A 24,931-nucleotide genomic window follows, 5' to 3' on the forward strand; every position below is an offset into this window, starting at 1 on the left:
AGAAAAAAGAAGGGGTCCAGGGGAATTCATTCCCCTGGCCTTCCTTTCTTCCTGCACTCTCCCTTTGGACCTGCCGCAGAGCGGGCCTTAAGGAGGAGTGTCACGATGGATTTGAAGCGCCGCGCTCTGGCGTTGGCTGGCCTTGGCCTGGCGATGCCCGCCTTGGCCCAGCCGCGTTTCCCCAGTCGTCCTATCACCATCACCGTGCCCAGCCCGGCGGGCGGCGGCACCGACTATGCCGCGCGGCTGATCGCCGAGCCGCTGGGCCAGATCCTCGGCCAGCCCGTCGTCGTCGAGAACCGTCCCGGCGGCAACGACGTCGTCGGGCTGATGGCGGTTGCGCGGGCGCAGCCGGACGGGCATGCGCTGCTGATGGGCTATTGCGGCACCATGGCCGGGCGCGCGGCCATCGGCGGCACCGGCGGCATCAGCACCACCAACGACTTTCTCCCCATCGGCCAGGTGTCGGACACGCCGCAGCTGATCGTGTCCCACCCGTCCCTGCCGGTGAAGACGCTGCCGGAGCTGGTGGCCTATGCCAAGGCCAATCCTAGCAAGATCAGCTACGCCTCGGCCGGCAGCGGCTCGATGCACCATCTGGGGACGGAGCTGCTGAAGTCGCGCGCCGGCATCGACATGCTGCACGTGCCCTATCGCGGCACCGGCGAGACCATCAGCGACCTGATCGCCGGCCGCGTGCAGTTCTACATGAACTCGCCGCCGCCGCTGGTGGCGCTGCTGCGGGATGGGAAGGTGCGCGGGCTCTGCGTCAGCTCGAACGAGCGGCATCCGGGGCTGCCGGAGCTGCCTTCCGCGGCGGAGGCGGGGTTCAGGGACCTGCCGCTGAATGTCTGGTTCGCGCTCTTCGCGCCGAAGGACGTGCCCGCGGAAACGCGGCAGCAGCTCACCAATGCGCTGCAGAAAACCCTGCAGGACGAGAACCTCAGGAGGCGCGCCTTCGAGGCCGGGTCGCTGGTCAGCTTCGCCACGCCGGAACAGACCACCCAACGACTGAACAAGGAAATAGAAGGCTGGAAAGCCACGGCGCAACAAGCCAACATCAAGGCAGAATAAGAAAGGCCAGGGGAATGAATTCCCCTGGACCCCTTCTTTTTTCTATCCGTTTAAGCGCGCTTGATGTTCCAGGCGATCGCGAAGCCGCCGACGCGATCCTTCAGGGAGCGGTTCACGGCGGTCAGGCTCTTGTAGGCGCCGACAGGGATGTAGGGCAGCTCGTCCATGACGACGCGCTGCATGTCCTCGGCGATCGTCTTCTGCGCGGCCAGGTCGGGCGCCAGGAACCACTCGTCGCGCAGCTGCTCCAGCCGCGGCACCTCGGGCCAGCCCACCCAGGCCTGCGCGCCATTGCCGCGCAGCGGGAAATGGCAGGACGGATCGACGAAGTCGAAGGAGGAGAAGCTGGTGAACAGCATGCTCCAGCCGCCCTTGTCCACCGGCTCGCGCGAGGTGCGCCGCTGCACCACGGTGCCCCAGTCGCCGAAGGCGATGTCGGCATTCATCCCCAGCCGCCGCACCAGGTCGGCGCCCACCTGCGACATGGCGGACGGCGCCAGGATGTCGGTCGGGCCGATCAGCCGCATCGGCTGGTTGGTGTAGCCCGCCTCCTTCAGCAGCGCCTTGGCGCGGTCCAGGCTGCGCGCGCCCAGCAGCGGCTCCAGCCCAACCTTGTTCGCCAGCGGCGTGCCCGGCGTAAAGACGCCGACATCGTCGTTGTACAGCGACGGCTCGGGACCCACGATCGCGCTCATGAAGTCGGACTGGCTGATCGCCGGCAGCAGCGCCTGGCGCATCTTCTTGTCGTTGAAGGGGCCGTGCAGATGGTTGAAGCGCAGCACGCCCACCAGCGGCAGCGGATCGATCTCCTCGATCGCCAGCTGGCGGTTGCGCTTCAGCAGCGTCTGGATCTCCGGCGGCGGCTGCTCGAACCAGTCGACCTCGCCGGTCTGCATCGCGGCGGCGGCGGTCGAGGCGTCGGTGATGATGTTCCACTCGACCCGGTCGAAATGCACCAGCTTCGGCCCGGCGGTCAGGCTCGGCGTGCCGACCGTGGTCGGGCTGTAATCGGCATTGCGCTCATAGGCGACGAAGCTGCCCGAATTGAACTCGTCCGCCTTGAAGCGATACGGGCCGCAGCCGGTGGTGTCGCGGATCTGCGTGAAGGCGTCGGTCTTGGCCAGCCGCTCCGGCAGGATGAAGGCCGGGCTGTTGCTGACCTGGGCCAGTGCCGACAGCAGCATGGGGAAGCGCTGCTTCATGCGGAAGCGCACCCGGCGGTCATCCACCGCCGACAGCTCCTCGACGAAGGTGGCCAGCTTCTGGCCGACCGGGCTGCGCTTCATCCAGCGCTGCAGGCTGGCCACCACGTCGGCGGCGCGCACCGGCTCGCCGTCATGGAACTTCGGGCCCTGGCGCAGCGTCAGCGTCACCAACTTGCCGTCATTCTCCTCGACCACGCCCTCGGCCAGCTGCGGCCGCGGGACGAAGCTGCTGTCCATGCCGTAGAGCGTGTCATGGATCATGTAGGCGTGGTTGCGGGTGATGTTCGCCGTCGTCCAGATCGGATCCAGGCTGGTCAGGTTCGCCTGCGGCACCAGCTTCAGCACGCGGTTGCGCGCCGGCTGGGCGATGGCGACGCGCGACAGCCCCGCGCTGCCGGCAAGACCGGCGGCGGCGCCCGCCAGCAGGCTTCGGCGATGCAGCATGAGGCTCTCCTATCCGTGATGTAATCTGGCGCGCAGAAGAGCGCAGCTTCCACCGGCTTGGCAAGCCCCGCGTGGTCAGGCCGCTTCGCAGACCAGCGGCAGCCCGGCACGACGGTCGAGCTCCCGCCAGCTGCCGGCATGGGCCGCATCGGCATCCGGCATGGCAGGCAGCGACGCCGTCACCCGCGCCGCCAGCGCCGCCGCCTCGGCCCAGCAGGCATCCATCACCGATTGCTGCTCGGCGGCGGGCGCGGCCAGCACGGCCTCGATGCGGGCGCGGGAATCGGCTTCCAGCGCATCCCGCTGCGGCGCGAAATCGGCGATGACGGCGGCGTAGTCGCCGCGCTCGGCGGCGCGATGCAGCATCTCGTGGCGCCACCACAGGCTGGCGGCGTCATAGCTGTCGCCGGCGCGCGCCGCCTCGGCCGGCACCACCAGCCCGGGCAGCACCGGCTTGAAGATCGACAGGCAGGGCGCTGCGCTCGCCGTCACCCAATGCAGCACACGCCCGTCGCCGCGCAGCTCGGAGACCAGGGAGGCGGTGCTCTGCGACCGCCGCAGGCCCTCGCCCGCATGCATGCAGATGCTGCGGCCCTGCAGATGCGCCGGGTGCCAGCGCGGGTCGGCCTCCGCCGCGGCACCGTGGTCGCGCAGCGCGGCCATCAGATGCGCGGGCGTCAGCCGCGGCGCGTGGCGTCCCAGGATTTCGGTCGCGCGGCTGCAGCGGGCGCGGCCCTGGCTGATCGCGTCACGCTCGAGGCTCAGGTAGTTCTGCGCGAAATCCAGATCCTCGAGCGAGGTGCAGAAGCCGGCGGCGCGCGCATGCTCCAGCAGCCCGCCGCCGGCGCGCCGGATGGCGCCGCGGCCGATCGAGAAAGCGTTGGACAGGGCGCGGAAGCCCGACACCCGCTCCACCGCCCAGAAGGTCCCGATCGTCTCCAGCACGAAAGCCTCGCGGCGATCGGCGATGATGAAGCCGTTGTCGTAGAAATGCTCGTGCAGGTGGCCGCAGGGGCCACCCTGGCCATGCGCTTCCAGCAGGCTGGTGATGACTTCGATGGCTTCGGCGGCGGTCGCGGCCCGCTCCAGTCCCAGCCGCACCAGATCCATCCCGATGAGCTTCTTCTCGACACCCGGCGCGATGGTCGCGACCATGGCCTCGTTGCCGATGACCACACCATGCTCATTGGCGCCGATCTCCGCGCCCCAGCACCAGAAGGGGCGGCTGAGCAGCGTGGCGTTGGTCTCGGCGACCTGCGGGATGTCGATATAGGTGCAGCGCAGCCGGCTGCCCGCTGCATGCGTCGCGCGGGGGAAGGCGGCGAAGGGCTGGCCCTCGTTGCGCTCGCGGTCGCTGTTCTTGGCGAACATGACGCTGCCCGACAGGGTCACGGGCGGTAGGGCCACCATGGTGTCGCACATCCGGGCAGGCTCCTTCGGCGGTCGTCAGGGACCATCCTGCCACGCGCCGCGCGATGCGCAAGCGGCGCGCCGCTTGTCAAGCTTGCTGCGCGCGGCGCCAGGATTGCACGGCGATACCGTCAGACCGTCGGCTGCGGCACCGGCTTCAAGCGCGACAGCCAGGCCGCGCAGCCGATGGCCAGAAGCATGCCGCCGGCGATCAGGGAAACGACGCCATCCCAGCCCCAGCCCGACCACAGCCAGCCGCCGGTCGAGCCCAGCACGCTGGCCCCCATGTAGCAGGAGAACAGGTACAGGGAAGACGCCTGGGCCTTGGCGCGGATGGCGCGGCGGCCGACCCAGGCGCTGGCCATGCTATGCGCCGCGAAGAAGCCGAAGGTGGTGATGGCCAGGCCCGCCACCGCCGCGGTCACCGTCGGGATCAGCGTCACGGCCAGGCCCAGGATGGCGATGCCCAGCGCGATCCAGAACAGCCGCGCCCGCCCCAGCCGGTCGCCCAGCGCGCCCACGAAGGTCGAGCTGCCGATGCCCACGATATAGACGGTGAAGATCAACCCGATCAGCGTCTGGCTCAGCCCCAGCGGCGGCGCCAGCAGCCGGTAGCCGATGTAGTTGTACAGGGTCACCAGGCCGCCCATGATCAGGAAGCCCTCGAGGAACAGCACGCGCAGCCCGGGCTCGCGCAGATGGGTGGCGAAGCCGCCGGCCAGCGCGCCGATGTTCAGCGGCCGCGGCGTGAAGTGGCGCGACGGCCGCAGGTTCACCAGGAACAGCACCGCCGAGATCAGCCCCAGCACCCCCATGAAGCCCATGGCGTGGTGCCAGGAATAATGGTCGCTCACCAGCCCGACGCCGACGCGCCCGGCCATGCCGCCCAGCGCGTTGCCGCTGATATAGAGGCCCATGGCCAGGCCGATCGAGCGCGGGTGCACCTCTTCCGCCAGATAGGCCATGGCGGCAGCGGGCAGCCCCGACAGCGCCAGCCCCTGCAGCGTGCGCAGCACCAGGAAACTTTCCCAGGACGGCGCGAAAGCCGAGGCCAGCGTCAGCGCCGAGGAGGCGAAGACCGCGCCCACCATCAGCGGCTTGCGCCCGAAGGCTTCCGACAGGCTGCTGGCGATCAGCGTGCCGAAGGCCAGCGCGATCGAGGGCAGCGACAGCGACAGGGATGACACCGCCGCGCCGATGCCGAATTCCTGGGAGAAGGCCGGCAGCAGCGGCTGCACGCAATAGAGCAGCGCGAAGGTGGCGAAGCCGGCGCAGAGCAGGGCGATGCTGGTGCGGGCAAACTCCGCCGTGCCCTGCTGGATATAGGGGGTCTCGACCGGGGGAGTGGCGGCGATCGGGGCGGCGGCGGTGGTCGAGAGCGACATGCGGGGCAGGGTCCTGGGGAATACCGGCCGCCTCTCTCCCGATCATGGCGACGGCCTTGCCGGCCGCGCATCGCGATCAAAGCACGGCCGTCACGCCGCCGTCATTCATGCTGCACCGCAAAATAGTTCGGCGTTTCCGAATGAAGCGCGACTCACGGCCGGAACAGCGCCTGCAGCCCCTCGGCCAGGCTGCTGCGCCAGGCGATATAGTCGTGTCCGGTCGACCATTCGCGATGCGTCACCCCGTAGCCGCGGGCGCGCAGCACCATGGCCATGTGGCGGTTGCTGTCGAAGAGGCTGACCCGGCCGGGGCGGCCGCGCTCGAAGCTGCCGGCCTCCAGGTAGAAGCGGACCGGCAGCCGGGCCGAGGACGCATATTGCTCGATGAGCCATTCCGGCGGCGCGCCCTCCGGCGACCAGCCGAAGCTGCCGGACTGGCTCAGGACATTCCCAAAAACCTCGGGGTGGCGGAAGGCGGCGAAGGCGGCGGCGATGCCGCCATAGCTGGCGCCGCCCACCACGATCTGGGACGGATCCTCGGTCAGCCGCAGCTGCGCCCGCGCCCAGGGCAGCATTTCCTGCACGAGGGCAGCGGCGAAGCGCGGATTGGGCGGCAGCTCGCGGTCGCGGGCATCGCCCGGGCCGTTGCCGACGAACAGCGCCGCCACCGGCGGGATCTCACCGGCGGCGATCAGGTTGTCGAGGATGGTCGGCGTCGGCACGATGTCCAGATAGGCGTCGCCGTCGAACATCACCAGCAGCGGCAAGGGCGTGGCCGGCGTCACGCCCGGGCTGTAGAGCGCCAGCAGCCGGGTGTTGCCCAGCGTCGGGCTGGTGAAGCGGCGGCGCCAGACCTGGCCCTCGGCGACGCCCGGGCGGCGCGCCAGCCAGGGCGAGGCCGGCGCATCCTCCAGCTCCAGCACGGACGACGACGTATAGCGGTCGCGCCGCGGATCGGCCGGCCACCAGGGGCGGGGGTTCAGCGGATCGGCCTGGGCGGTGGCAAAAACCGCCATCTGCCGGGCTTCCGCGTCATCCGGCAGCTCCGGCACGTCGGGCGCCAGCTGATAGGTCAGCCGGGTGCCGGGCGGCACGGCGGCGGTCAGGAACCACAGATCGGTCCCCGGCATCCGCGCCAGCGGCGGCAGGTCACGGCTCGGCCCGCCGATCAGCCGCACGTTCCGCGTCGTGGCGCCGCGCCAGAGGAAGGAGACCAGGGCGCCATCCGGTCGCTTCTCGATCAGCGGCGCGCCTTGCCGGGTGATCTCGGCCCAGAAGCGGGTCATCTCGGCCGGCGCGTCGGCGCCGTCGCGCAGGGCCTGGCGCAGCGCCTGCAGCCGCGGGCTGTCCAGCGGTGCGGCGGCCGGGTCGGGCGCCACCTGCTGGGCCCGTGGCAGAATGCGGGTGATGCCGAGCCCCACCTCGGCCGCAGCGCCGGCAAACAGCCGCAGCCGGAACGCGCCGGCGGCAGGCGCCACGAACTGGAAGGGCAGCGGCCCGCCGCCGGGGATGGCCAGGCGGCGCAGCGGGGCGTCGGCGCCTGGGGCCAGCAGCTCCAGCCCCGGCCCTTCGACCAGCGGGTCGGTGCCGCGGGTCAGCAGCCCGGCCACGTAGTCGCCGGCCTCCAGCGGCAGCAGCCATTCGCGCCGCTCGCCGGCCTCGAGCCGCAGCGTCGCCGTCTCGCCCACCGTCAAGCTGGCCGCCTCGGCCGCCGCTGGCAGCAGCCAGGGCATCACCAGCATCCCGCGCCGCCCGATTTCCCTGCCTGCCATCCGTCCGATCCGCCGGTGCTGCCCAGGCCGCCATTCTCCCCTGCCCGGCCACCCCATGGCAATCCGCGCAAAAGCTGGCAGAACGGCAGCGGAGCCCAGCGAGGAGACCGGCCAGCGATGCGCCTGACTGCACGACGCGACCGCATCGTCGAGCTGCTGATGCAGCACCAGCGGATGACCGTGGAGGAGCTGGCGCAACAGCTGGAGGCCTCGCAGGAGACCATCCGCCGCGACCTGACCGAGCTCGCCGCGCGCAACCGGCTGCGCAAGTTCCATGGCGGCGCCACCCTGCCCGACAGCCTGGGCGAGGGCGCCTTCCGCAGCCGCATGGTCGAGAACCTGGACGCCAAGCGCGCCATCGCCCGCCGCGCCGCCGCGCTGTTCGCGCCGGGCGATTCGCTTTTCGTCGATACCGGCTCCACCACCATCGCCTTCGCCAGCGAGCTGGCCCAGGCCAGCGACGTCACCGTCATCACCAATTCGGTGGGCATCGCCGCCGCCGTCTCGCGCAGCGGCGCCAACCCGACCTACCTGCTGGGCGGCGAGCACCGGCACGAGGCCGGGGAGAATGTCGGCTCCCTGGTGCTGCAGCAGATTTCCGGCTTCAGCCCGCGCCATGCGGTGCTGACGGTGGGCGGCATCGGCACCCAGGGCATCGCCGATTTCGACCTGGCCGAGGCCGAGATCGCCCGCGCCATGATCGCCCGCGCTGTAGAGGTGACGGTGCTGGCCGATGCCTCCAAGCTCGGCCGCGACGCGCTGTTCCACCTGTGCGGGCTGGAGGCGATTGCCCGGCTGGTCACCGACCGGCCGCCGCCGCCCCCCCTGGCCGAGGCCCTGGCCAAGGCGGGAGTGGCCGTGCTGCTGGCCCCTGACCGAAAATCAGCCAAAATCGACTGAACAGGCATTTTTAGGGCATGCGTTTTGACCGAACGGTCATATACCTTGCCCTATGACCCTGCCCCCCGATGTCCCCTACGATATCGCCGTGATCGGCGCCGGCGTGGTCGGCTGCGCCGTCTTCCGCGACTTTTCCCTCAGCGGGCTGCGGGTGGTGCTGCTGGAGCGCGGCGCCGACATCCTGTCGGGGGCCAGCAAGGCGAACAGCGCCCTGCTGCACACTGGCTTCGACGCAGTGCCGGGCAGCCTGGAATCGCGGCTGATGCAGGAAGGCGCCGCGCGCTACCGCCGGATCCACCAGGGGATGGGACTGCCGCTGCTGCCCACCGGCGCCGTGGTCGTCGCCTGGAACGCGGCCGACGAAGCCGCCTTGCCCGGCATCCTCGAGCGCGGCCATGCCAACGGCGTCCACGACGTCCGGCCGATGGGGGCGGACGAACTGCGCGCCAGGGAGCCGCATCTGGCACCCGAGGCGCGCGGCGGCGTCTGGGTGCCCGGGGAATCGGTGATCGACGCCTGGTCCGCCCCGCTGGGCTATGCGCTGCAGGGCATCGCCGCCGGCGGCCGGGTGCTGCGCCGCGCCGGGGTCCGGGGCGGGACACGCGACGAGGCCGGCACCTGGCGCCTGGACACCGAGGTCGGCCCGGTCGCCGCCCGCCTCGTCGTCAACTGCGCCGGCAACCAGGGCGACATCGTCGAGGCCATCGCCCGTCCCAGCCCCTTCGAGATCCGCCCGCGCAAGGGCCAGTTCGTCGTGCTGGACAAGACCGCCTATCGCCTGGCCACCGCCATCATCCTGCCGGTGCCGAACGAGCGCACCAAGGGCGTGGTGATCAGCCGCACCGCCTTCGGCAATCTCCTGGTCGGCCCGACCGCGGAGGAGCAGCCCGACCGCGAGCGCGCCGCCACCGACACCGCGGCGCTGGAATCCCTGCTGGCCCAGGGCCGCCGCATGATCCCGGCCATCGCCCAGGAGACGGTGACCACCGCCTATGCCGGGCTGCGGCCGGCGACCCAGTTCAAGGACTACCAGATCGAGGCTCTGCCGAAGGAAGGCTGGATCAGCATCGGCGGCATCCGTTCCACCGGGCTCACCGCGGCGCTCGGCATCGCCGCCCATGCCCGTCGCCTCTACGAAGCCCATTTCGCCACGCTGCCGGCCTTCGAAGAGCCCGAGGGCCCGGTCATGCCGAACCTGACCGAAGAGCTGCCTCGCCCCTGGCAGGAGGACCACCGCGAGGAGATCATCTGCCACTGCGAGATGGTCACCCGCCGCGAGATCGCGGCCGCCTTCGACGGTCCGCTCCCCGCCGGCGACCTGGGCGGGCTGAAGCGCCGCAGCCGCTGCATGATGGGCCGTTGCCAGGGCTTCTACTGTTTCCGCCGGGTGATGGAGATCGCCGCGCCGCACCTGCCCGATCTGGTCAGCCCTCTCGGAGGCGCCCGCTGATGGCCACCACCGTCATCATCGGCGCCGGCCCCGCCGGCCTGACCGCCGCCCGCACGCTGATCGCTGGCGGCGTCACCGACGTCACCATCCTGGAGCGCAACCCGGAAGCCGGCGGGTTGCCGCGCTTCTGCGGCCATCTCGGCTGGGGCTTTTTCGATTATCACCGCATCTGGAGCGGGCCGGCCTATGCCCGCCGGCTGGTCGCGGACGCGCGCGGCGCCACCCTCCGCACCAATGTCTCGGTGACGTCGCTCGGCCCGGGCGGCGTGCTGGAAATCTCGACGCCGCAAGGCCGCGAGACCCTGACGCCCCGCGCCGTGCTGCTGGCCGCCGGCATCCGCGAGACGACCCGCGCCGCCCGGCTGATCGGCGGCACCCGCCCCTGGGGCGTGGTCAGCACCGGCGCCTTCCAGGAAATGGTCTATGCCGGCGGCCAAATGCCGTTCCGCCGCCCGGTGGTGCTCGGCACCGAGCTGGTCAGTTTTTCTGCCCTGCTCACCGCCCGCCATGCCGGCATCCGCCCCGTCGCCATGATCGAGGAAGCCGCGCGCATCACCGCCCGCCGCCTCGGCGACCTTTTCGCCCGCCACATCCTGGGCGTGCCGGTGCTGACACGGACAAAACTGGTCTCGATCGAGGGCACGTCCCGCGTCGACGGCGTCATCGTGGAAGAGAACGGCATGCAGCGCCGCATCGACTGCGACGGCGTCATCGTCACCGGCCGCTTCGCCCCCGAGGCCGCCCTGCTGCGCGGCGGCCCCCTGGCGCTGGACCCCGCCACCGGCGGCCCGCAAATCGATTCCTTCTATCGGACCTCCGACCCGGCGATCTTCGCGGCGGGGAACGTGCTGCGCCCGGTCGAGCATTCCGGCCAGGCCGCCGCCGAGGGCGCCGCTGCCGCCACCGCCATGCTGCGCGACCTGGCCGGCACCCTGCCCGCCCCGGCCGACGCCATCCCGGTCACCCCCGCCGGCGCGCTGCGCTATGTCTATCCGCAGCGCGTCTTCCGCGATGCCGGCGCCATCACGCTTTATGCCCGGGCGTCGCAAGCCTGCCGTGGCACGTTGCGCCTGAAGGCCGAGGGAAGAACCCTGGTCGAGCGCCGCATCGACGCCCTGCCCGAACGCCGGATCACCCTGACCATTCCGGAGGGCGCGTTGAAAAAGATCTGCCGGGTGGAGCTGGAGCTGGCATGAGCGACGGCATCCTCGCCCTCGACCAGGGCACCACCTCGTCGCGCGCCTATCTCTGGCGAGACGGCGCCCTGCGCCTGGTCGGCCAGCAGCAGCACCGCCAGATCCGCCCGGCCCCCGGCTGGGTCGAGCATGATGCCGAAGAGATCCTCGGCCACCTGCAGTCGCTGATCGAGGCCGCCGGCCCCTGCGCCGCCGCCGGCCTAGCCAACCAGGGCGAGACCGTGGTCGCCTGGGATACCGCCACCGGCCGCCCGCTGCACAACGCCATCGTCTGGCAGGACGAGCGCACCGCCCCGCAGATCGAGGCGATGCGCTCGGAGGGGCTGGAAGCCCTGACCCTGTCCCGCGCCGGCCTGCCGCTCGACCCCTATTTCGCCGGGGCGCGGATGCGCTGGCTGCTCGACCATGCCGAGGGCGCGCGGGACCTGCTCTGCCAGGGCCGCCTGCGCCTCGGCACCAGCGATGCTTTTTTCCTCGCCCGCCTGACGGGCGTCGCCGCGACCGACATCGCGACGGCCTCCCGCACCAGCCTGATGGATCTCCGCAGCGGCGCCTGGGATGCCGAGCTCTGCGCCGCTTTCGGCGTGCCGATGGAGTGCCTGCCCGACATCCGCCCCAGCGCCGGGCACTTCGGCACGCTGGCCAACGGCACCCCCGTCACCGCCAGCCTGGTCGACCAGCAGGCCGCCCTTTACGGCCATGGCTGCCACCGCCCCGGCGAGCTGAAAATAACCTTCGGCACCGGCGCCTTCGCCCTCGGCCTGACCGATGCGGTGCCGGAGGCCGGGCAGCCCGACGGGCTGTTGCCGACGCTGGCCTGGCAGGTCGCCGGGGAAAAGCCGCGCTACGCGTTGGATGGCGGCATCCTGACGGCCGGAGCGGCGGTGGAATGGCTGGGCGGTCTTGGCCTGCTCGATGGCGGCCATGCCGGGCTGGACGGCTTCGACGGGCCGCATGCTATCGAGCGCGGCATCGCCTTCGTGCCTGCGCTGGCCGGCCTCGGCTGCCCGCATTGGGACCGGGCGGCGCGCGGCTGCTTCCTCGGCCTCGGGCTGGAGACGGACAAGGCACTGCTGCGCCGCGCCGTGCTGGAGGGCATCGCCTTCCGTGCTGGCGAGCTGGTGCGCGCCTTCGAGGCCCGCCTCGGCCCCGCCCCGCGCATCGCCATCGATGGCGGGCTGAGCCGCAGCAACCACTTCACCCGCTTCCTCGCCGCCGCCATCGGCCGGCCGATCGAGGTGGCGGGCTCGGCCGACATGACGGCGCTGGGGATGCTGCGGCTGTGCCAGGCCGACGTCCCGCCGCCGCCGAGCCGCATCGTCGACGCCACGCCGCTCGACAACACGCTGCACCAGCGCTTCGCCCGGGCGATCGAACTCAGCAGAAGCTGGGCGGCATAAGGCAAGAAAGCATGGAGGGAGAAGGAATTCTCCCTCCAGACCTCCCTCATCTTCTTCTGCAAAGCCCTGCCGCCGATGGCGGCAGGGATCACCAACTCAAGCCCGCTTCACGTTCCAGAAGGTCGCAAAGCCGGGCAGCACGCCGGTCAGGCTCGAGCGGAAGGCCGTCGGCTGGATATACTGGCCGAAGGGCAGATAGGGCACGTCGACGAAGGCCTGGCGCTGGATGTCGGCGGCGACCTTCTGCTGCGCCGCCAGGTCGGGGGCGGCGAACCACTGGTTGCGCAGCTCTTCCAGGCGGTCGCTCTTCGGCCAGCCAAAGAAGCTGGCATTGCCGCGCAGCAGCAGGTGGCCGGCCGGATCCAGATGGTCCATGCCGCCCCAGCTGGAGCAATAGGCGCTCCAGCCGCCCTTGTCGGTCGACTCCCGGTTGCCGCGCCGCTGGATCACCGTGCCCCAGTCCAGCGCCTGGTAGTCGACGTTGAGCCCCGCCTTCTGCATCATGTCGGCCGCAACGTCGCAGGCATTCTTGACGTTCGGCACATCGGTGCCGGCGAGAAGGACAACCTTCTCGCCCTTGTAGCCGGCGGCCTCGATGGCGCGCTTGACGGCGGCCAGGTCGCGCGGGCCGTTCAGCACCTCCATCCCGGCGTCGGAGGCCATCGGCGTGCCCGGGCAGAAGACGCCGACGCCGGTGCGGTACATGTCGGGCATGTTGCCGACCTGGGCTTCCATATAGTCCTTCTGCACCACGGCGCCGAGCAGCGCGCGACGGATCGCCGCATTGTCGAAAGGCGTCGTCGTGGTGTTGAAGCGCATGGTCGGGATCATGCCGGTGGGATCAGTGATCTCCACCTTCACGTCGCGGCCGCGCTTCAGCATCGGCAGCAGGTCGTGCAGCGGGTATTCCCACCAATCGGCCTCGCCGCTGCGCAGCGCGCCGGCCGCCGTCGCGGCATCCGGCACCACGTTCCACTCGACGCGGTCGAAATGCACGACCTTGGGGCCGCCGGTCCAGCCCGGCTTGCCGTCCTCGCGCGGCTTGTACTCGGCGAACTTCTCGTAGACGACGCGCGCGCCGGGCACCCGCTCATCCGCCTTGAAGCGGAAGGGGCCGGAGCCGACCATCTCGGTCACCTGGGTGAAGGCGTCGGTCAGCGCCAGCCGCTCCGGCATGATCGCCGGCATCAGCGACGGCGCCTTGCCCAGCGCATAGGGCAGCAGCGGGAAGGCCGTCTTCAGCCGGAAGCGCAGCGTGCGGTCGTCGACGGCGGAAAGTTCCTCGGTCACCGCGAACAAGGCCGCGCCGAAGGCGTCGCGCTTGCCCCAGCGCTTCAGCGATGCGACGCAATCCTTGGCCAGGACCGGGCTGCCGTCATGGAATGTCAGCCCCTCGCGCAGGCGGATGGTCCAGACGCGGCCGTCGGCCTCCGACACCGCGCCCTCGGCCATCTGCGGCACCGGGCGCAGATCGGCATCCATGCCGAACAGCGTGTCGAAGACCATGTAGCCATGGTTGCGGGTGACATAGGCCGTGGTCCAGATCGGGTCCAGCGAGGCCAGGTCGGCCTGCGGGATGAACTTCAGCACCCGCTGCGACGGCGACTGGGCGAGGGCAGGCCCGGCCAACGGCGTGGCGAGGGCGGCGGCCCCGGCAGCGAACAGGCTGCGGCGCTTCATGGGAATCATTGGACATCCTTGGACTGCGGCAGGTCGAGGCCGCAGGCTAAGGTCCCGATGACCGATCGGTCAATTTCTAATGACCGTTTCTGGTGGTTTTCCCCGGCGGCTTGGCTAGCCGCCCCCCTTTTCGATGCGCTGAGCGATACTCCACGCGGTCTCCGCCATGCCACGATACCGCTCGCGATAGCCGATGGCCCGAGGGTCCGCGGCATTGCCGTCCAACGCCCGCCGCCACACCCCGGCGACGATCGAGGCCAGGCGGAACATCGAGAAGACGACGAAGACCTCCAGCCCCTGCGGCGCCGGCCGCCCCGCCGCCGCGCAATAGAGCCGGACGAACTCGGCTTGGTCGGGAATGCCCGTCTGGGAAAAATCGGTGCCGGCCAGGCCGGTCACCCCGCTCGGCCCCGGTGCCATGTGGTAGGTCAGGCAGGCATAGCCCAGATCGGCCAGCGGATGGCCCAGCGTCGCCAGCTCCCAGTCCAGCACGGCGACGATGCGCGGCTCGCTCGGGTGCAGGATGACATTGCCGAGGCGGTAGTCGCCATGCGCGATGGCGGTTTCCTCCTCCGCGGGCAGGTGGCGCGGCAGCCATTCGGCCAGCTTGTCCATCGCCGGCATCTCTTCGACCTTCACCGCCTCCCATTGCCGGGTCCAGCGGGCGACCTGGCGCTCCATGTAGCGGTCGGGCTTGCCGAAATCACCCAGCCCCGCCGCTTGCCAATCGACCTGGTGCAGCGCCGCCAGCACCCGCGCCAGATCGGCATAGATGGCGGCGCGCTCTGCCGGCGTGCCTTCCTTCATGACGCGATCGGCGAAGATCCGCCCCGGCACATGGTCCATGACGAAGAAAGACGTGCCGATGATGGACTCGTCCTCGCAGAGCAGCCGCACCCGCGGCACCGGCACGCCGCTGCCGGCCAGGGCCTGCATGGCGCGGAATTCCCGCTCCACCGCATGGGCGCTGGGCAGCAGCTTGCCGGGCGGCTTCTTGCGCAGCACGTAGTCGCCGGCCGCAGTCGCCACATGGAAGGTCGGGTTCGACTGGCCGCCCTGGAACTGGCGGATGGTGACCGGCCCGTCGAAGCCGGGCAGCTTGCCGCGCAAATGGGCCCTGAAAGAAGCCTCGTCGAAGCGGTGGTTCTCCAGCACCGGCACCAGGGCCGGCGCGCCGGCTTCGGCCATGCTCAATCCTCCCCCACCATGGGCGGCCCGGCCATGATGCCGCCATCGATGACGATGGTCTGGCCGGTCATGAAGCTGCCGGCGCGGGACGCCAGGAAGACCGCGGCGCCGGCGATCTCGTCCGGCTCGCCGATGCGCTGCAGCGGCGTGTCGCGGGTGCGCTTGCGGTAGATCTCCGGATTTTCCCACAGCGCGCGGGCGAAGTCGGTGCGCACCAGGCCGGGGGCGATGCAGTTGGCGCGGATGTTGCGCGGGCCCCATTCCACCGCCAGGTTGCGCGCCAGCTGCATGTCCGCCGCCTTGGAGATGCCGTAGCCGCCCAGCACCGGCGAGCCTCTGAGCCCGCCGATGGAGGAGACGATGATGACGCTGCCGCCGCCCTGCGCCGCCATGCCGGGCAGCGCCATATGCGCCAGCCAGAGGTTCGACTTGACATTGGAGGCCATGATCTTGTCGAAGGCCTCGTCCGGCATGTCGATGGCCGGGCCGAAATAGGGGTTGATCGCCGCGTTGCAGACCAGGCTGTCGATCCGCCCCCATTTTTGCAACGTCGCATCGACCAGCGCCTGCAGCTCCGGCTTGCGCCCGATGTTGCAGGCGACGGCGATCGCCTCGCCGCCACGGGAAGAAATGCCGTCGACCACCTCCTGGCAGGCCTCGATCTTGCGCGAGGAGACGACGACCCTCGCCCCCTGCTGCGCCATGCGCTCGGCGATGGCGCGGCCGATGCCGCGCGAGGCGCCGGTGACAATGGCGACCATCCCCGTCAGGTCGAAGAGCGAGCGCTCCATCCCTCAGACCCCCTGCCCGACACCGGCGTTGCGCGGCGGCCGGTGCTTGTTGAGCTCCATGCGGCCGAGCTGGAAGCGATGCACCTCGTCCGGCCCGTCGACAATGCGCAGCGTGCGGGCGATCTTGTACATGTAGGCGAGAGGAAAGTCCTCGGTGACGCCGCCGCCGCCATGCGCCTGGATCGCCCAGTCGATCACCTGGCAGGCCATGTCGGGGGCGGCCACCTTGATCTCGGCGATCTCGGTGCGGGCCACCTTGTTGCCCACCGTGTCCATGCGCCAGGCGGCATGCAGCGTCAGCAGCCGGCACTGGTCGATCAGGATGCGCGACTGCGCGATGCGGTCGACCATCACGCCCTGGTCGGCCAGCGGCTTGCCGAAGGGGCGCCGCTCCAGCGCACGCTTGCACATCATCGCCAAAGCGCGCTCCGCCAGGCCGATGGCGCGCATGCAATGGTGGATGCGTCCCGGACCGAGCCGCCCCTGCGCGATCTCGAAGCCGCGGCCCTCGCCCAGCAGGATATTGTCGACCGGCACGCGGACATCGTTGAACAGCAGCTCGGCATGGCCATGCGGCGCATCGTCGAAGCCGAAGACCGGCAGCATGCGCTTGATCACCAGCCCCGGCGCGTCGCGCGGCACCAGGATCATCGACTGCTGGCGGTGCTTGTCGGGCGAATCCGGATCGGTCTTGCCCATGACGATGAAGACCTGGCAGCGCGGATCGCCGGCGCCCGAGGACCACCACTTGCGGCCATTGATCACATAATGGTCACCGTCGCGGGTGATGCGCGTCTGGATGTTGGTCGCGTCCGAGGAGGCGACGTCCGGCTCGGTCATGGCGAAGCAGGAGCGGATCTCGCCGGCCAGCAGCGGCGTCAGCCAGCGCGCCTTGTGCGCCTCGGTGCCGTAGCGCTCGATGGTCTCCATGTTGCCCGTGTCGGGGGCCGAGCAGTTGAACACCTCGCTGGCCCAGGGATAGGCGCCCATGATCTCCGCCAGCGGCGCGTATTCCAGGTTGGTCAGCCCGGCGCCGTGATGCGAGGCCGGCAGGAACAGGTTCCACAGCCCGGCCTCGCGCGCCTTCGGCTTCAGCGTCTCGACGATCGGCACCGGCTGCCAGCGGTCCGGCATGGCCGCGTGCTGCTCGTGATGCAGATGGTCGTTGGGGATGATGTGCTCGTCCATGAAGGCCTGCAGGCGCTCGCGCAGCGCCACCACCTTCGGCGAGTAGCTGAAATCCATGCCCGTCTTCCTCCAGCCGGTTTCATTGTCGATGCAGTGCTGCACGGGCTTGCGCCGGATGGCAAGCCGGCGCCAGGGTTCCTGCCGGAGGAACCCCGTCATGAAAGCCATTCTCTGCGAGGCCTATGGCCCGCCATCCCAGCTGGTGCTGAAGGAGATCGACAGCCCCGTCCCGGGCCCCGGCCAGGTGCTGGTCCGCGTCGAGGCCTGCGGCGTGAACTTCCCCGACATCTTGCTGGTCGAAGGCAAGTACCAGCAGAAGCCCGCCTTGCCGTTTGCGCCCGGCGGCGAGATCTGCGGCACCGTGGCCGCGCTGGGCGAAGGCGTCTTGGCGCCCGCCATCGGCAGCCGCGTCGCCGCCCTGATGACCTATGGCGGCTTCGCGGAGGAAGTGGTGCTGGACGCCGAGCGCCTGGTTCCCGTGCCCGAGGGCGTCGAGCCCGCCGCCGCCGCCGCAGTGTGTCTCGCCTATGGCACCGTGCTGCACGGGTTGCGCGACCGCGGCGCGCTGCAGCCGGGCGAGACGCTGCTGGTGCTGGGCGCCGCCGGGGGCACCGGCATGGCCGCGATCCAGCTGGGCAAGCTGCTCGGCGCCCGCGTCATCGCCGCCGCCAGCAGCGAGGCCAAGCGGCAGGCCTGCCGCGACGCCGGCGCCGATGCCGCCGTCGACTACACCGACCCGAACTGGCGCGAGACGCTGCGCGGCCTGACCGGGGGCCGCGGCCCCGACGTCATCTTCGACCCCGTCGGCGGGACGGTCGCCGAGCCGGCGCTGCGCTCCATCGCCTGGCGCGGCCGCTACCTGGTGGTCGGCTTCGCCAGCGGCGAGATCCCGCGCCTGCCCTTCAACCTGGCGCTGCTGAAAGGCTGCAGCGTCACCGGCGTCTTCTACGGCGACTTCGCCCGCCGCGAGAAGGCAGCGCAGCTGGCGCTGCTCGCCGGGCTGTTCGACTGGGTGGCGGAGGGCAAGCTCGTGCCGCTGGTCTCGGAAAGCTTCCCGCTCGAGCAGGCGGTGGCAGCGCTCGAGCGGCTGGCGGCGCGGCAGGCGACCGGCAAGCTGGTGCTGCTCACCCATGCGGCGCCGACCGCGCCATAAGCGCATCCACAGCCAGCAGCCGGGCGCCGTGGCAGATCACCGGATTGACATCGATCTCGGCGATCTGCCCGGCCTGGTCGGCGGCGAGCTCGGCGACCCGCTGCACCACCTCGGCGAGCCTCTCGATATCCACCGCGGGCATGCCGCGGAAGCCGCGCAGCAGCGCCGCGCCGCGCAGCCCCTCGATCAGCCGCCGCGCCTCGGCCCGCGTCACCGGCGCCAGCGCCACGCCGCTGTCGCGCAGCAGCTCCACCAGGATGCCGCCAAGGCCCACCACGACCGTGGGACCGAACAAAGGATCGCGCCGCGCGCCGATCACCATCTCGATGCCCTGCGGCACCATGGGCTGCACCAGCACGCCGTTGATCCGGTCGTCGCTGGTGGCACGGCGCGCATTGGCCATGACCTCGGCGAAAGCCGTCCGCAGCGCCGCGGCGTCACGCAGATCGAGGCGGATGACGCCGGCTTCGGTCTTGTGCGGCAGCGCCGGACTTTCGACCTTGATCACCACCGGATAGCCGATCCGTTCCGCGACCCGCACCGCCTCCTCCGCGTCGGCGACGAGGAGCTCCTGCACCACCGGAACGCCGTATTCGGCGAGCACCGCCTTGGCCTCTCGCTCGGTCAGCACGGGGCCGGCCGCCTGCAGCAGGGCGGCAGCGCGGGCCGCGGCCTCCGGCGCCGCCGCACGCTCGACCGGGCGCGGCCCTTCGGCGCGCAGCGCCGCGCGGGCCTGCCAGGCGGCGATGGCGGCCAGGCAGCGGTCCATCGAGCGGAACAGCGCCACGCGCGGCTCGGCCTCCACCTCGCGCGCGCCGGGGCCCTCCAGCCATTGCGTGGTCCAGACGACGCAGGCCGGCTTGCCATGCTGCTCCGCCAGCGCGCTCAGCATGGCGAAGCGCGGCGTCGCCACGTCATAGGCATAGCCATTGGGCAGGATCAGCGTGCCATAGGCCGGATCGGCCAGCAGCGCGCCGGCACAGGCGCGCAGCGATTCCGGATCGTTCAGCACCTGCGCGGTGACGTCGCAAGGGTTGCGCGCCGAACCGAAATCCGGAATGCGCGCCACCAGCACCGCCTGCGCCTCGGCGCCGGGCTGCGGCAGGGCGACGCCGCGCGCCTCCGCCCGGTCGGCCGCCATGATCGCCGAGCCGCCCGAGGTCGAGACCACCGCGACGCCGGCGGCCTTGGGCGCCGGCGCCTTGGCCAGGAAGCTGGCGCATTCCAGCAGCCCCTCGAAGCCCTCGACCAGCACCATGCCGGCGCGGGCGAAGGCGGCGCGATAGGTGGCGTCCGACCCGGCCAGCGATCCGGTATGCGACAGCGCCGCCTGCGCGCCCTGCTCGCCGGTGGCCAGCTTGTAGACCACCAGCGGCTTGTCCTGCGCCCAGGCGATGTCCGCCGCCTCGATCAGGCGGCGCGGCTCGGCCATGCCCTCGAAGACCAGCGCGATGGCCGAGCAGGCGGGGTCCTCGGCCAGCGCCGCCACCAGATCGGCGACATCGACATCGGCGGAATTGCCGCAGGTCAGCACGCGGCCGATCGACATCCCCGCCTCGACCGCCTGGGCCAGCGCGAAGCCGAGATTGCCCGACTGGCTGACAATGCCGATGGCCGGGCGCGACGGCGGCGCCTTGGCTTCCGGCACGGCGACGAAGCTGATCCTGGCGCCGCGCGCGTAATCGACCAGGCCGATGCAGTTCGGCCCGACCAGCTTCACCCCGCCGCGCTGCGCCATGGCCGTCAGCTTGGTCTGCAGCGCGATGCGCTCCGCCCTGCCTGTCTCGGAAAAGCCCGCGGCATAGAGCAGCAGCGCGCCGACGCCGGCCGTGATGCAATCCTGCAGCACGCCCTCCGCCGCCTCCATCGGCGTCGCGGCGACGACCAGGTCGGGGACCTCGGGCAGCGCTGCGATCGAGGCGTGGCAGGGATGCTCGCCAATCGCGTCGTAGCGGCTGTTCACCAGGTGCAGCCGGCCGGCGAAGCCGGACAGGTTGCGCAGCGTGCGCTCGCCGAAGGAGCCGGCCCGGGCCGAGGCGCCGACGATGGCGATGCTCTGCGGATCCAGCAGCGCGCGCAGATCGGCATGGCGATAGAGGGCACGGCGCGGCGCGGGCTGGCTGTCAGGCATCGACGACATCCTCACGGGGATCCTTCTTGGTGCTCACCCTGGCAGCGAGCCCGGTGAAGGCGGAGGCCAGCCCGCCCGGCAGGAAGGCCAGGGCAACGATCAGCGCGCCGCCCAGGATGACGGCGTTGACGTCGCCGCCGAACGACAGAAAGCGCTCCTGGCCGATGATCAGCGCGGTGCCGAGCAGCGGCCCGAGCAGCAGCCGCTTGCCGATGATCACCACGGCCGTCAGCATCAGCACCAGGAAATAGGTCTCGAACAGATCCGGCCCGACATAGGCGCGCTGATAGGCGTAGAGCCATCCGGCCGCCGCGCTGAATAGCGCCGAGAGGACGAAGATGCCGAGCCGCACGCGGCGCACGTCGATGCCCGACATGGTCGCCAGCCGCGGGTTGAGATGCACCATCATCGCCATCGCGCCGGGGCGCGAGCGGCGGAACTGCCGCACCGCGTAGAGGGTCACCAGCAGCAGCGCGAAGGCAAAGGGCCAGAGCTCGGCATCGTTGCGCGCCGTCAGCGCCAGCGGCCCGATCGACAGGTCGAAGGTCGGGATGCCGGAGACGCCATCGGAGCCGCCCAGGAAGTTCCAGTTATGCGCCAGCGCCGCCGCCACCACCGTCGCCGCATAGGTGACGAGGGAGAAGACGAATTCGCGCAGCCGCAGCGTGATCAGCCCGAGCAGCAGGGCGATGGCAACGCCGGCCAGCAGCGCCGCGCCCAACGTCGCCCAGGAGCCCGCGCCGGCGCGCGTCGCCAGCAGCCCCGTGGCATAGGCGCCGGCCGCGAAGAAGACGGTATGCGCCAGGCTGACCTCGCCCAGATCGGACAGGACGATGTCGAGGCCATAGGCGGCGACGGCCAGGATGGCGATGACGGTGAAGGCGCCATAGAGCGCCGGCACCTGCGCCGGCAGCAGGAAGACGACGACGGCGGACACCAGCAGCGCCGCGAGGCGAAGCGCGCCGGTCATCGCCCCGCCCTCGCGCCCAGGGCGAAACCGCCGGGGCGCAGCACCAGCACCAGGATCAGCAGCCCGAAGGCTGCGGTGCTGGCATAGGCGGGCGAGACGAAGCCGCCGAACAGCGCGGTGAACATCCCCAGCGCCACGCCCGCGACATAGGAGCCGCCGACCGAGCCAATGCCGCCCAGCACGACGACGACGAAGGTGATGATCACCTCCTCAAAGCCGATATTGGTCAGGATCGGCGTGCGCGGCGCCACCAGCGCGGCGGCCAGCGCGACCGCCGCCCCTTCGAAGGCGAAGACGGAGAAATACACCCGGCGGACATCGATGCCGGCCAGCTGCGCCAGCTTCGGATCCTCCGCCACCATCCGCGCGGTGCGGCCCAGCGCGCCGCGTTCCAGCCCGAAGCGCAGCAGGGCGAAGACGGCGATGGCCACCACGACGATCATCACGTCCTGCCCGGTGATCCAGGCGCCGCCGAGCTCGAAGTCGACATAGCTCAGCGGCGTTTCCAGCACCTGCGGGTTGCCGCCGAAGACCAGGCCGGCGACGCCCCGCATCACATGGCCGAAGCCCAGCGTGACGATCATGATGGAGACCAGGTCCTGCTCGAAGGTCAGGCGCAGCATCGCCGCCTGCATGATCAGCCCGAGCAGCAGCCCGGCGCCTATGGCGAAGCCGATGGCCACCGGATAGGGCAGGCCGAGCCGCGCCACCGCCCACCAGGTGACGAAGGCGCCGAGCATGTAGATCTGGCCATGGCCGAAATTGACCAGCCGCGCGACGCCGAGCAGCACGGTCCAGCCGATGGCGACCAGCGCATAGGCGTGGCCGAGGATCAGCCCGTTGATCAGGTGCTGCAGCAGGTTCATGCCACGGCCTCCCCCAGATAGGCCTGCAGGATACGCGGATCGTCGCGCATGGCGGCGACGGGACCTTCCGCCAGGATACGGCCGCGTTCCAGCAGCACCAGTCGATCCACCACTTCGATGGCCGCACGCAGATTCTGCTCGACCAGAAGAACAGAAAGCTTCGGGCCGACCAGGCTGCGCACCTGGCGCAGCACCTCGGTCACCAGCTTGGGCGCCAGGCCGATCGATGGCTCGTCGAGCAGCAGCACCGAGGGGCCGAGGCGCAGCGCGCGGGCGATGGCCAGCATCTGCCGCTCGCCGCCCGACAGCGCCGAGGCCAGGTGGTGCAGTCTTTCTTTCAACCGCGGGAACAGCGCGTAGATTTCATCAAGCGAATGCGCCGGGCGGTCGCTGCCGTCTAGCGGGCCGGCCGCCGCGAGATTTTCTTCCACCGTCAGCCGCATGAAGACGGCGCCGCCTTCCGGCACCAGCGACAGCCCGCGCGCCACCCGCGCATGCGTCGCCATGCCGGAGACATCCTCGCCACGGACGAAGACCTGCCCGTCGACGCGCGGATGCCCGCGCGACCAGCCGAGCAGCGCATTGACCAGCGTCGACTTGCCCGCGCCATTGGCACCGACCACGCCGACCAGCTCGCCTGGCGCCAGCTGCAGATGCGGCACCTCCAGCGCGCGATGCCCGGCATAGGCGACGCGCAGGTTGCGCGCTTCCAGCAGCGGCGTCATGCGGCGCGGCCCAGATAGGCTTCCAGCACGCGCGCATCGGCCTGGATCTCGCGCGGCGTGCCGCTGGCTAGCATGCGGCCCTGCTCCAGCACGACAATGCGGTCGGCCAGCTGCATGATCAGGTCCATATGGTGCTCGATCACCACCAGCGCGGCGCCCCGGTCGCGCAAGGAGCGCAGCAGCGTCGCCAGCCGCGCCATGTCGGCGCCGCCGAGGCCGGCCGCCGGCTCGTCCAGCATCAGCACCCGCGCGCCGCGGCCCCAGGCCAGCGCGATGGACAACATGCGCTGGCTGCCATAGGGGATGTTGCCCGGGCGCAGATCATGCATCGCGTGCGGCACGCCGAATTCTTCCAGCAGCGTCGCGGCCTCGGCTTCCAGGGCAGCGCGCGCCTGCGCCTCGCGCCATGGCGCCAGCAGGCTGGCCAGCAGCCCGCTGCCGGCATCCCGCTGCAGCACGGCGACCATGTTGTCGCGCACGCTGAGCCCGGCGAAGAAGGCATTCTGCTGGAAGGCGCGCTTCAGCCCGCGTGCCGCCAGCCCATGCGCCGGCACGGCGGTCACCTCCTCGCCCTCCAGCCAGACGCGGCCGCTGCGCATCGCCAGATGCGTGGCCGCGTCGTAGCAGGAGCTCTTGCCGGCACCGTTGGGGCCGATGATGCCGAGGATCTCGCCGGCGGAAACCTGCCAGCTGACATCCTGCAGCGCCACCAGCGCGCCGTAGCGCACGCCGAGCCCCTCGACCCGCAGCAGCGGATCCGCGGTGCCGGCGGCGGTCACGTGCGGACCTCGATCTTGCCGTCCTTCACGCTGAAAAGGTGATGGCTGGACTGCATCTGCCCGTCGGCCGCGAAGGAAACGTCGCCGAAGACGGTGCCCTTGAAGCTGCCGCCGCGGATGCGCCGCGCGATAGCCTCGCGCTCCAGCGTCTTCAGTTCGTTCGCCGCCGCCGCCCAGACCTGCAGCGCGGCCGCGCCCAGCGCCATGAACTTGTCGGGCGTGTACTTGATGCCTTCCTCGGCGCGCTTGACGAATTGCTGGTTGACCGGGTTGGAGGCAAAGGGCTCGACATTCGGGAAGTAGATATCGGCGCCGATGATGCCGTTGGCGGCCTCGCCAGCGACGCTGATGACGCTGGGCGCCACCGTGCCGACCGCGGTGACGAACTCGCCGCGCAGCCGCATCTGCCGCGCCTGGCGGATCAGCGCCGGCAGGCCGGAGCCCTCATTGGCGTTGATCGCCACCACCGCATCGGCATTGACACCGCGGATATTGGTCAGGGCCACCCGGAAATCGGCCTGGGCGAAGGGGAACTTCTCCTCGCCCACCTTCTCCCAGACGTGGTCCACCGCCTTGAGCTGCGCCTCGATCGAGGCCTGGGCGCCGTTGCCATAGGCATCGTTCTGGGTGAGGAAGGCGATGCGCTTCGCGCCCGTCGCCTTCAGATGCTCCGCGATGACGCGGCCGTCCTGCGCGTTGGAGGAGTTGAGCCGCACCGCCAGCGGGTTGCCGCCGCCGGTCAGGATCGGATCGGCCTTGGACACGGCGGTGATGTCCAGCACGCCGGCCCGCGCGATCACCGTCTGCGTCGCCAGCGTCACCGGGCTGTTCCAGCCTTCGATGATGACGGCGACGCCCTCGGCGATCAGTTCGTTGGCGCGGCTGACGCCGACGGCGGGCGTCGATTCATCGTCGCGCTTGATGATCTGGACCGGCCGGCCGAGCACGCCGCCGGCCTCGTTGACCATGGCGGCAGCGATCTCGATCGCCTGGGTCACGTGCTGCCCCTGCGGCGCGGCGCCGCCGCTCAGCGGAAACAGCGCGCCGACCTTGATCGGATCGGCGGCACGGAGACGGGCGGGGGCCGCCAGCGCGAATGCGCCAACCGCCGTCGCCCGCAGCAACTGCCTGCGAGACGTCATCCTCAGAACCTCCTCCTGCGCGACCGTCTTCTTGTCAGTTCGGTTCGCTTGTGGTTCATCGTGCCGCGCGGGGGGCGCGGGT

Annotated in this window: 20 protein-coding genes; 6 read left to right on the plus strand and 14 right to left on the minus strand. The window is 70.8% G+C overall.

Features of this window, described 5'->3' with window-relative positions:
• Positions 1–105 precede the first annotated feature (105 nt).
• Entirely contained in the window at positions 106–1,074 is a 969-nt protein-coding gene (locus BKE38_RS25510) for a Bug family tripartite tricarboxylate transporter substrate binding protein (protein WP_076960023.1), read from the plus strand.
• A gap of 50 nt (positions 1,075–1,124) precedes the next feature.
• Here the strand turns inward: BKE38_RS25510 and BKE38_RS25515 are convergent, their stop codons facing one another.
• From BKE38_RS25515 to BKE38_RS25530, 4 genes are all read right to left on the minus strand, one after another.
• Entirely contained in the window at positions 1,125–2,723 is a 1,599-nt protein-coding gene (locus BKE38_RS25515; RefSeq protein WP_083747864.1) for an ABC transporter substrate-binding protein, read from the minus strand.
• A 75-nt stretch (positions 2,724–2,798) separates the two neighbouring features.
• Positions 2,799–4,145 (minus strand): C69 family dipeptidase, encoded by a 1,347-nt coding sequence (locus BKE38_RS25520; protein ID WP_076960024.1) that lies wholly within the window; start codon positions 4,143–4,145, stop codon positions 2,799–2,801.
• Positions 4,146–4,264: 119 nt separating this feature from the next.
• On the minus strand, positions 4,265–5,518 hold the full coding sequence (locus BKE38_RS25525) for an MFS transporter (protein ID WP_076960025.1): 1,254 nt from the start codon (positions 5,516–5,518) through the stop codon (positions 4,265–4,267).
• 152 nt (positions 5,519–5,670) lie between these two features.
• Positions 5,671–7,290, minus strand: a complete 1,620-nt coding sequence (locus BKE38_RS25530; RefSeq protein WP_076960026.1) for an alpha/beta hydrolase-fold protein — start codon at positions 7,288–7,290, stop codon at positions 5,671–5,673.
• A gap of 117 nt (positions 7,291–7,407) precedes the next feature.
• On the opposite strand from BKE38_RS25530, the gene BKE38_RS25535 reads away from it, so the two are divergent.
• The 4 genes from BKE38_RS25535 to BKE38_RS25550 are packed head-to-tail and all read left to right on the plus strand — an operon-like array spanning position 7,408 to position 12,236.
• The gene (locus BKE38_RS25535; protein WP_076960027.1) at positions 7,408–8,190 is read left to right on the plus strand and encodes a DeoR/GlpR family DNA-binding transcription regulator; all 783 of its coding nucleotides are present in this window, start codon (positions 7,408–7,410) and stop codon (positions 8,188–8,190) included.
• 52 nt (positions 8,191–8,242) lie between these two features.
• On the plus strand, positions 8,243–9,640 hold the full coding sequence (locus BKE38_RS25540) for an NAD(P)/FAD-dependent oxidoreductase (protein ID WP_076960028.1): 1,398 nt from the start codon (positions 8,243–8,245) through the stop codon (positions 9,638–9,640).
• Positions 9,640–10,836: an NAD(P)/FAD-dependent oxidoreductase gene (locus tag BKE38_RS25545; protein WP_076960029.1), complete on the plus strand. Its 1,197-nt coding sequence runs from the start codon at positions 9,640–9,642 to the stop codon at positions 10,834–10,836. The genes BKE38_RS25540 and BKE38_RS25545 overlap by 1 nt, the downstream gene beginning before the upstream one ends.
• On the plus strand, positions 10,833–12,236 hold the full coding sequence (locus BKE38_RS25550; RefSeq protein ID WP_076960030.1) for an FGGY family carbohydrate kinase: 1,404 nt from the start codon (positions 10,833–10,835) through the stop codon (positions 12,234–12,236). Before BKE38_RS25545 ends, BKE38_RS25550 begins: the two co-directional genes overlap by 4 nt.
• Before the next feature lie 96 nt (positions 12,237–12,332).
• On the opposite strand, the gene BKE38_RS25555 is transcribed toward BKE38_RS25550, so the two are convergent.
• The 4 genes from BKE38_RS25555 to BKE38_RS25570 all read right to left on the minus strand — a co-directional run bounded on the left by BKE38_RS25555 (position 12,333) and on the right by BKE38_RS25570 (position 17,140).
• On the minus strand, positions 12,333–13,916 hold the full coding sequence (locus tag BKE38_RS25555) for an ABC transporter substrate-binding protein (protein ID WP_076960045.1): 1,584 nt from the start codon (positions 13,914–13,916) through the stop codon (positions 12,333–12,335).
• 114 nt (positions 13,917–14,030) lie between these two features.
• Positions 14,031–15,104, minus strand: coding sequence for a phosphotransferase family protein (locus tag BKE38_RS25560; RefSeq protein WP_076960031.1), 1,074 nt, complete (start codon positions 15,102–15,104; stop codon positions 14,031–14,033).
• A gap of 2 nt (positions 15,105–15,106) precedes the next feature.
• Positions 15,107–15,895: an SDR family NAD(P)-dependent oxidoreductase gene (locus tag BKE38_RS25565; protein WP_076960032.1), complete on the minus strand. Its 789-nt coding sequence runs from the start codon at positions 15,893–15,895 to the stop codon at positions 15,107–15,109.
• Between the two features lie 3 nt (positions 15,896–15,898).
• Complete coding sequence (locus BKE38_RS25570) at positions 15,899–17,140, minus strand: acyl-CoA dehydrogenase family protein (protein ID WP_076960046.1); 1,242 nt, start codon at positions 17,138–17,140, stop codon at positions 15,899–15,901.
• Between the two features lie 100 nt (positions 17,141–17,240).
• On the opposite strand from BKE38_RS25570, the gene BKE38_RS25575 reads away from it, so the two are divergent.
• A complete protein-coding gene (locus BKE38_RS25575) occupies positions 17,241–18,236 on the plus strand; it encodes an NADPH:quinone oxidoreductase family protein (RefSeq protein ID WP_076960033.1) in 996 nt (331 codons plus the stop codon).
• Here BKE38_RS25575 and BKE38_RS25580 read toward each other — a convergent pair.
• From BKE38_RS25580 to BKE38_RS25605, 6 genes are read right to left on the minus strand one after another with little or no spacing between them, the layout of a single operon-like run.
• Positions 18,208–20,367 (minus strand): acetate--CoA ligase family protein, encoded by a 2,160-nt coding sequence (locus BKE38_RS25580; RefSeq protein ID WP_083747866.1) that lies wholly within the window; start codon positions 20,365–20,367, stop codon positions 18,208–18,210. The genes BKE38_RS25575 and BKE38_RS25580 overlap by 29 nt on opposite strands.
• Positions 20,360–21,337, minus strand: a complete 978-nt coding sequence (locus BKE38_RS25585; protein ID WP_076960034.1) for a branched-chain amino acid ABC transporter permease — start codon at positions 21,335–21,337, stop codon at positions 20,360–20,362. The genes BKE38_RS25580 and BKE38_RS25585 overlap by 8 nt, the downstream gene beginning before the upstream one ends.
• Positions 21,334–22,203 (minus strand): branched-chain amino acid ABC transporter permease, encoded by an 870-nt coding sequence (locus BKE38_RS25590; RefSeq protein ID WP_076960035.1) that lies wholly within the window; start codon positions 22,201–22,203, stop codon positions 21,334–21,336. Before BKE38_RS25590 ends, BKE38_RS25585 begins: the two co-directional genes overlap by 4 nt.
• Complete coding sequence (locus tag BKE38_RS25595; protein ID WP_076960036.1) at positions 22,200–22,928, minus strand: ABC transporter ATP-binding protein; 729 nt, start codon at positions 22,926–22,928, stop codon at positions 22,200–22,202. Before BKE38_RS25595 ends, BKE38_RS25590 begins: the two co-directional genes overlap by 4 nt.
• Positions 22,925–23,707 carry an ABC transporter ATP-binding protein gene (locus BKE38_RS25600; protein ID WP_076960037.1) on the minus strand — a complete coding sequence of 261 codons (783 nt, stop codon included), beginning with the start codon at positions 23,705–23,707 and terminating at the stop codon, positions 22,925–22,927. The genes BKE38_RS25595 and BKE38_RS25600 overlap by 4 nt, the downstream gene beginning before the upstream one ends.
• A complete protein-coding gene (locus tag BKE38_RS25605) occupies positions 23,704–24,849 on the minus strand; it encodes an ABC transporter substrate-binding protein (protein WP_076960038.1) in 1,146 nt (381 codons plus the stop codon). The genes BKE38_RS25600 and BKE38_RS25605 overlap by 4 nt, the downstream gene beginning before the upstream one ends.
• Positions 24,850–24,931: the final 82 nt, after the last annotated feature.

It is taken from the genome of Teichococcus deserti, assembly GCF_001982615.1.
GTDB classification, from domain to species: Bacteria; Pseudomonadota; Alphaproteobacteria; order Acetobacterales; family Acetobacteraceae; genus Pseudoroseomonas; species Pseudoroseomonas deserti.

Bases quoted from the DNA above. Each gene is read 5' to 3' on its own strand.
- BKE38_RS25510 (WP_076960023.1), top strand. From the start codon at position 106: ATGGATTTGAAGCGCCGCGCTCTGGCGTTGGCTGGCCTTGGCCTGGCG.
- BKE38_RS25515 (WP_083747864.1), bottom strand. From the start codon at position 2,723: ATGCTGCATCGCCGAAGCCTGCTGGCGGGCGCCGCCGCCGGTCTTGCC.
- BKE38_RS25520 (WP_076960024.1), bottom strand. From the start codon at position 4,145: ATGTGCGACACCATGGTGGCCCTACCGCCCGTGACCCTGTCGGGCAGC.
- BKE38_RS25525 (WP_076960025.1), bottom strand. From the start codon at position 5,518: ATGTCGCTCTCGACCACCGCCGCCGCCCCGATCGCCGCCACTCCCCCG.
- BKE38_RS25530 (WP_076960026.1), bottom strand. From the start codon at position 7,290: ATGGCAGGCAGGGAAATCGGGCGGCGCGGGATGCTGGTGATGCCCTGG.
- BKE38_RS25535 (WP_076960027.1), top strand. From the start codon at position 7,408: ATGCGCCTGACTGCACGACGCGACCGCATCGTCGAGCTGCTGATGCAG.
- BKE38_RS25540 (WP_076960028.1), top strand. From the start codon at position 8,243: ATGACCCTGCCCCCCGATGTCCCCTACGATATCGCCGTGATCGGCGCC.
- BKE38_RS25545 (WP_076960029.1), top strand. From the start codon at position 9,640: ATGGCCACCACCGTCATCATCGGCGCCGGCCCCGCCGGCCTGACCGCC.
- BKE38_RS25550 (WP_076960030.1), top strand. From the start codon at position 10,833: ATGAGCGACGGCATCCTCGCCCTCGACCAGGGCACCACCTCGTCGCGC.
- BKE38_RS25555 (WP_076960045.1), bottom strand. From the start codon at position 13,916: ATGAAGCGCCGCAGCCTGTTCGCTGCCGGGGCCGCCGCCCTCGCCACG.
- BKE38_RS25560 (WP_076960031.1), bottom strand. From the start codon at position 15,104: ATGGCCGAAGCCGGCGCGCCGGCCCTGGTGCCGGTGCTGGAGAACCAC.
- BKE38_RS25565 (WP_076960032.1), bottom strand. From the start codon at position 15,895: ATGGAGCGCTCGCTCTTCGACCTGACGGGGATGGTCGCCATTGTCACC.
- BKE38_RS25570 (WP_076960046.1), bottom strand. From the start codon at position 17,140: ATGGATTTCAGCTACTCGCCGAAGGTGGTGGCGCTGCGCGAGCGCCTG.
- BKE38_RS25575 (WP_076960033.1), top strand. From the start codon at position 17,241: ATGAAAGCCATTCTCTGCGAGGCCTATGGCCCGCCATCCCAGCTGGTG.
- BKE38_RS25580 (WP_083747866.1), bottom strand. From the start codon at position 20,367: ATGCCTGACAGCCAGCCCGCGCCGCGCCGTGCCCTCTATCGCCATGCC.
- BKE38_RS25585 (WP_076960034.1), bottom strand. From the start codon at position 21,337: ATGACCGGCGCGCTTCGCCTCGCGGCGCTGCTGGTGTCCGCCGTCGTC.
- BKE38_RS25590 (WP_076960035.1), bottom strand. From the start codon at position 22,203: ATGAACCTGCTGCAGCACCTGATCAACGGGCTGATCCTCGGCCACGCC.
- BKE38_RS25595 (WP_076960036.1), bottom strand. From the start codon at position 22,928: ATGACGCCGCTGCTGGAAGCGCGCAACCTGCGCGTCGCCTATGCCGGG.
- BKE38_RS25605 (WP_076960038.1), bottom strand. From the start codon at position 24,849: ATGACGTCTCGCAGGCAGTTGCTGCGGGCGACGGCGGTTGGCGCATTC.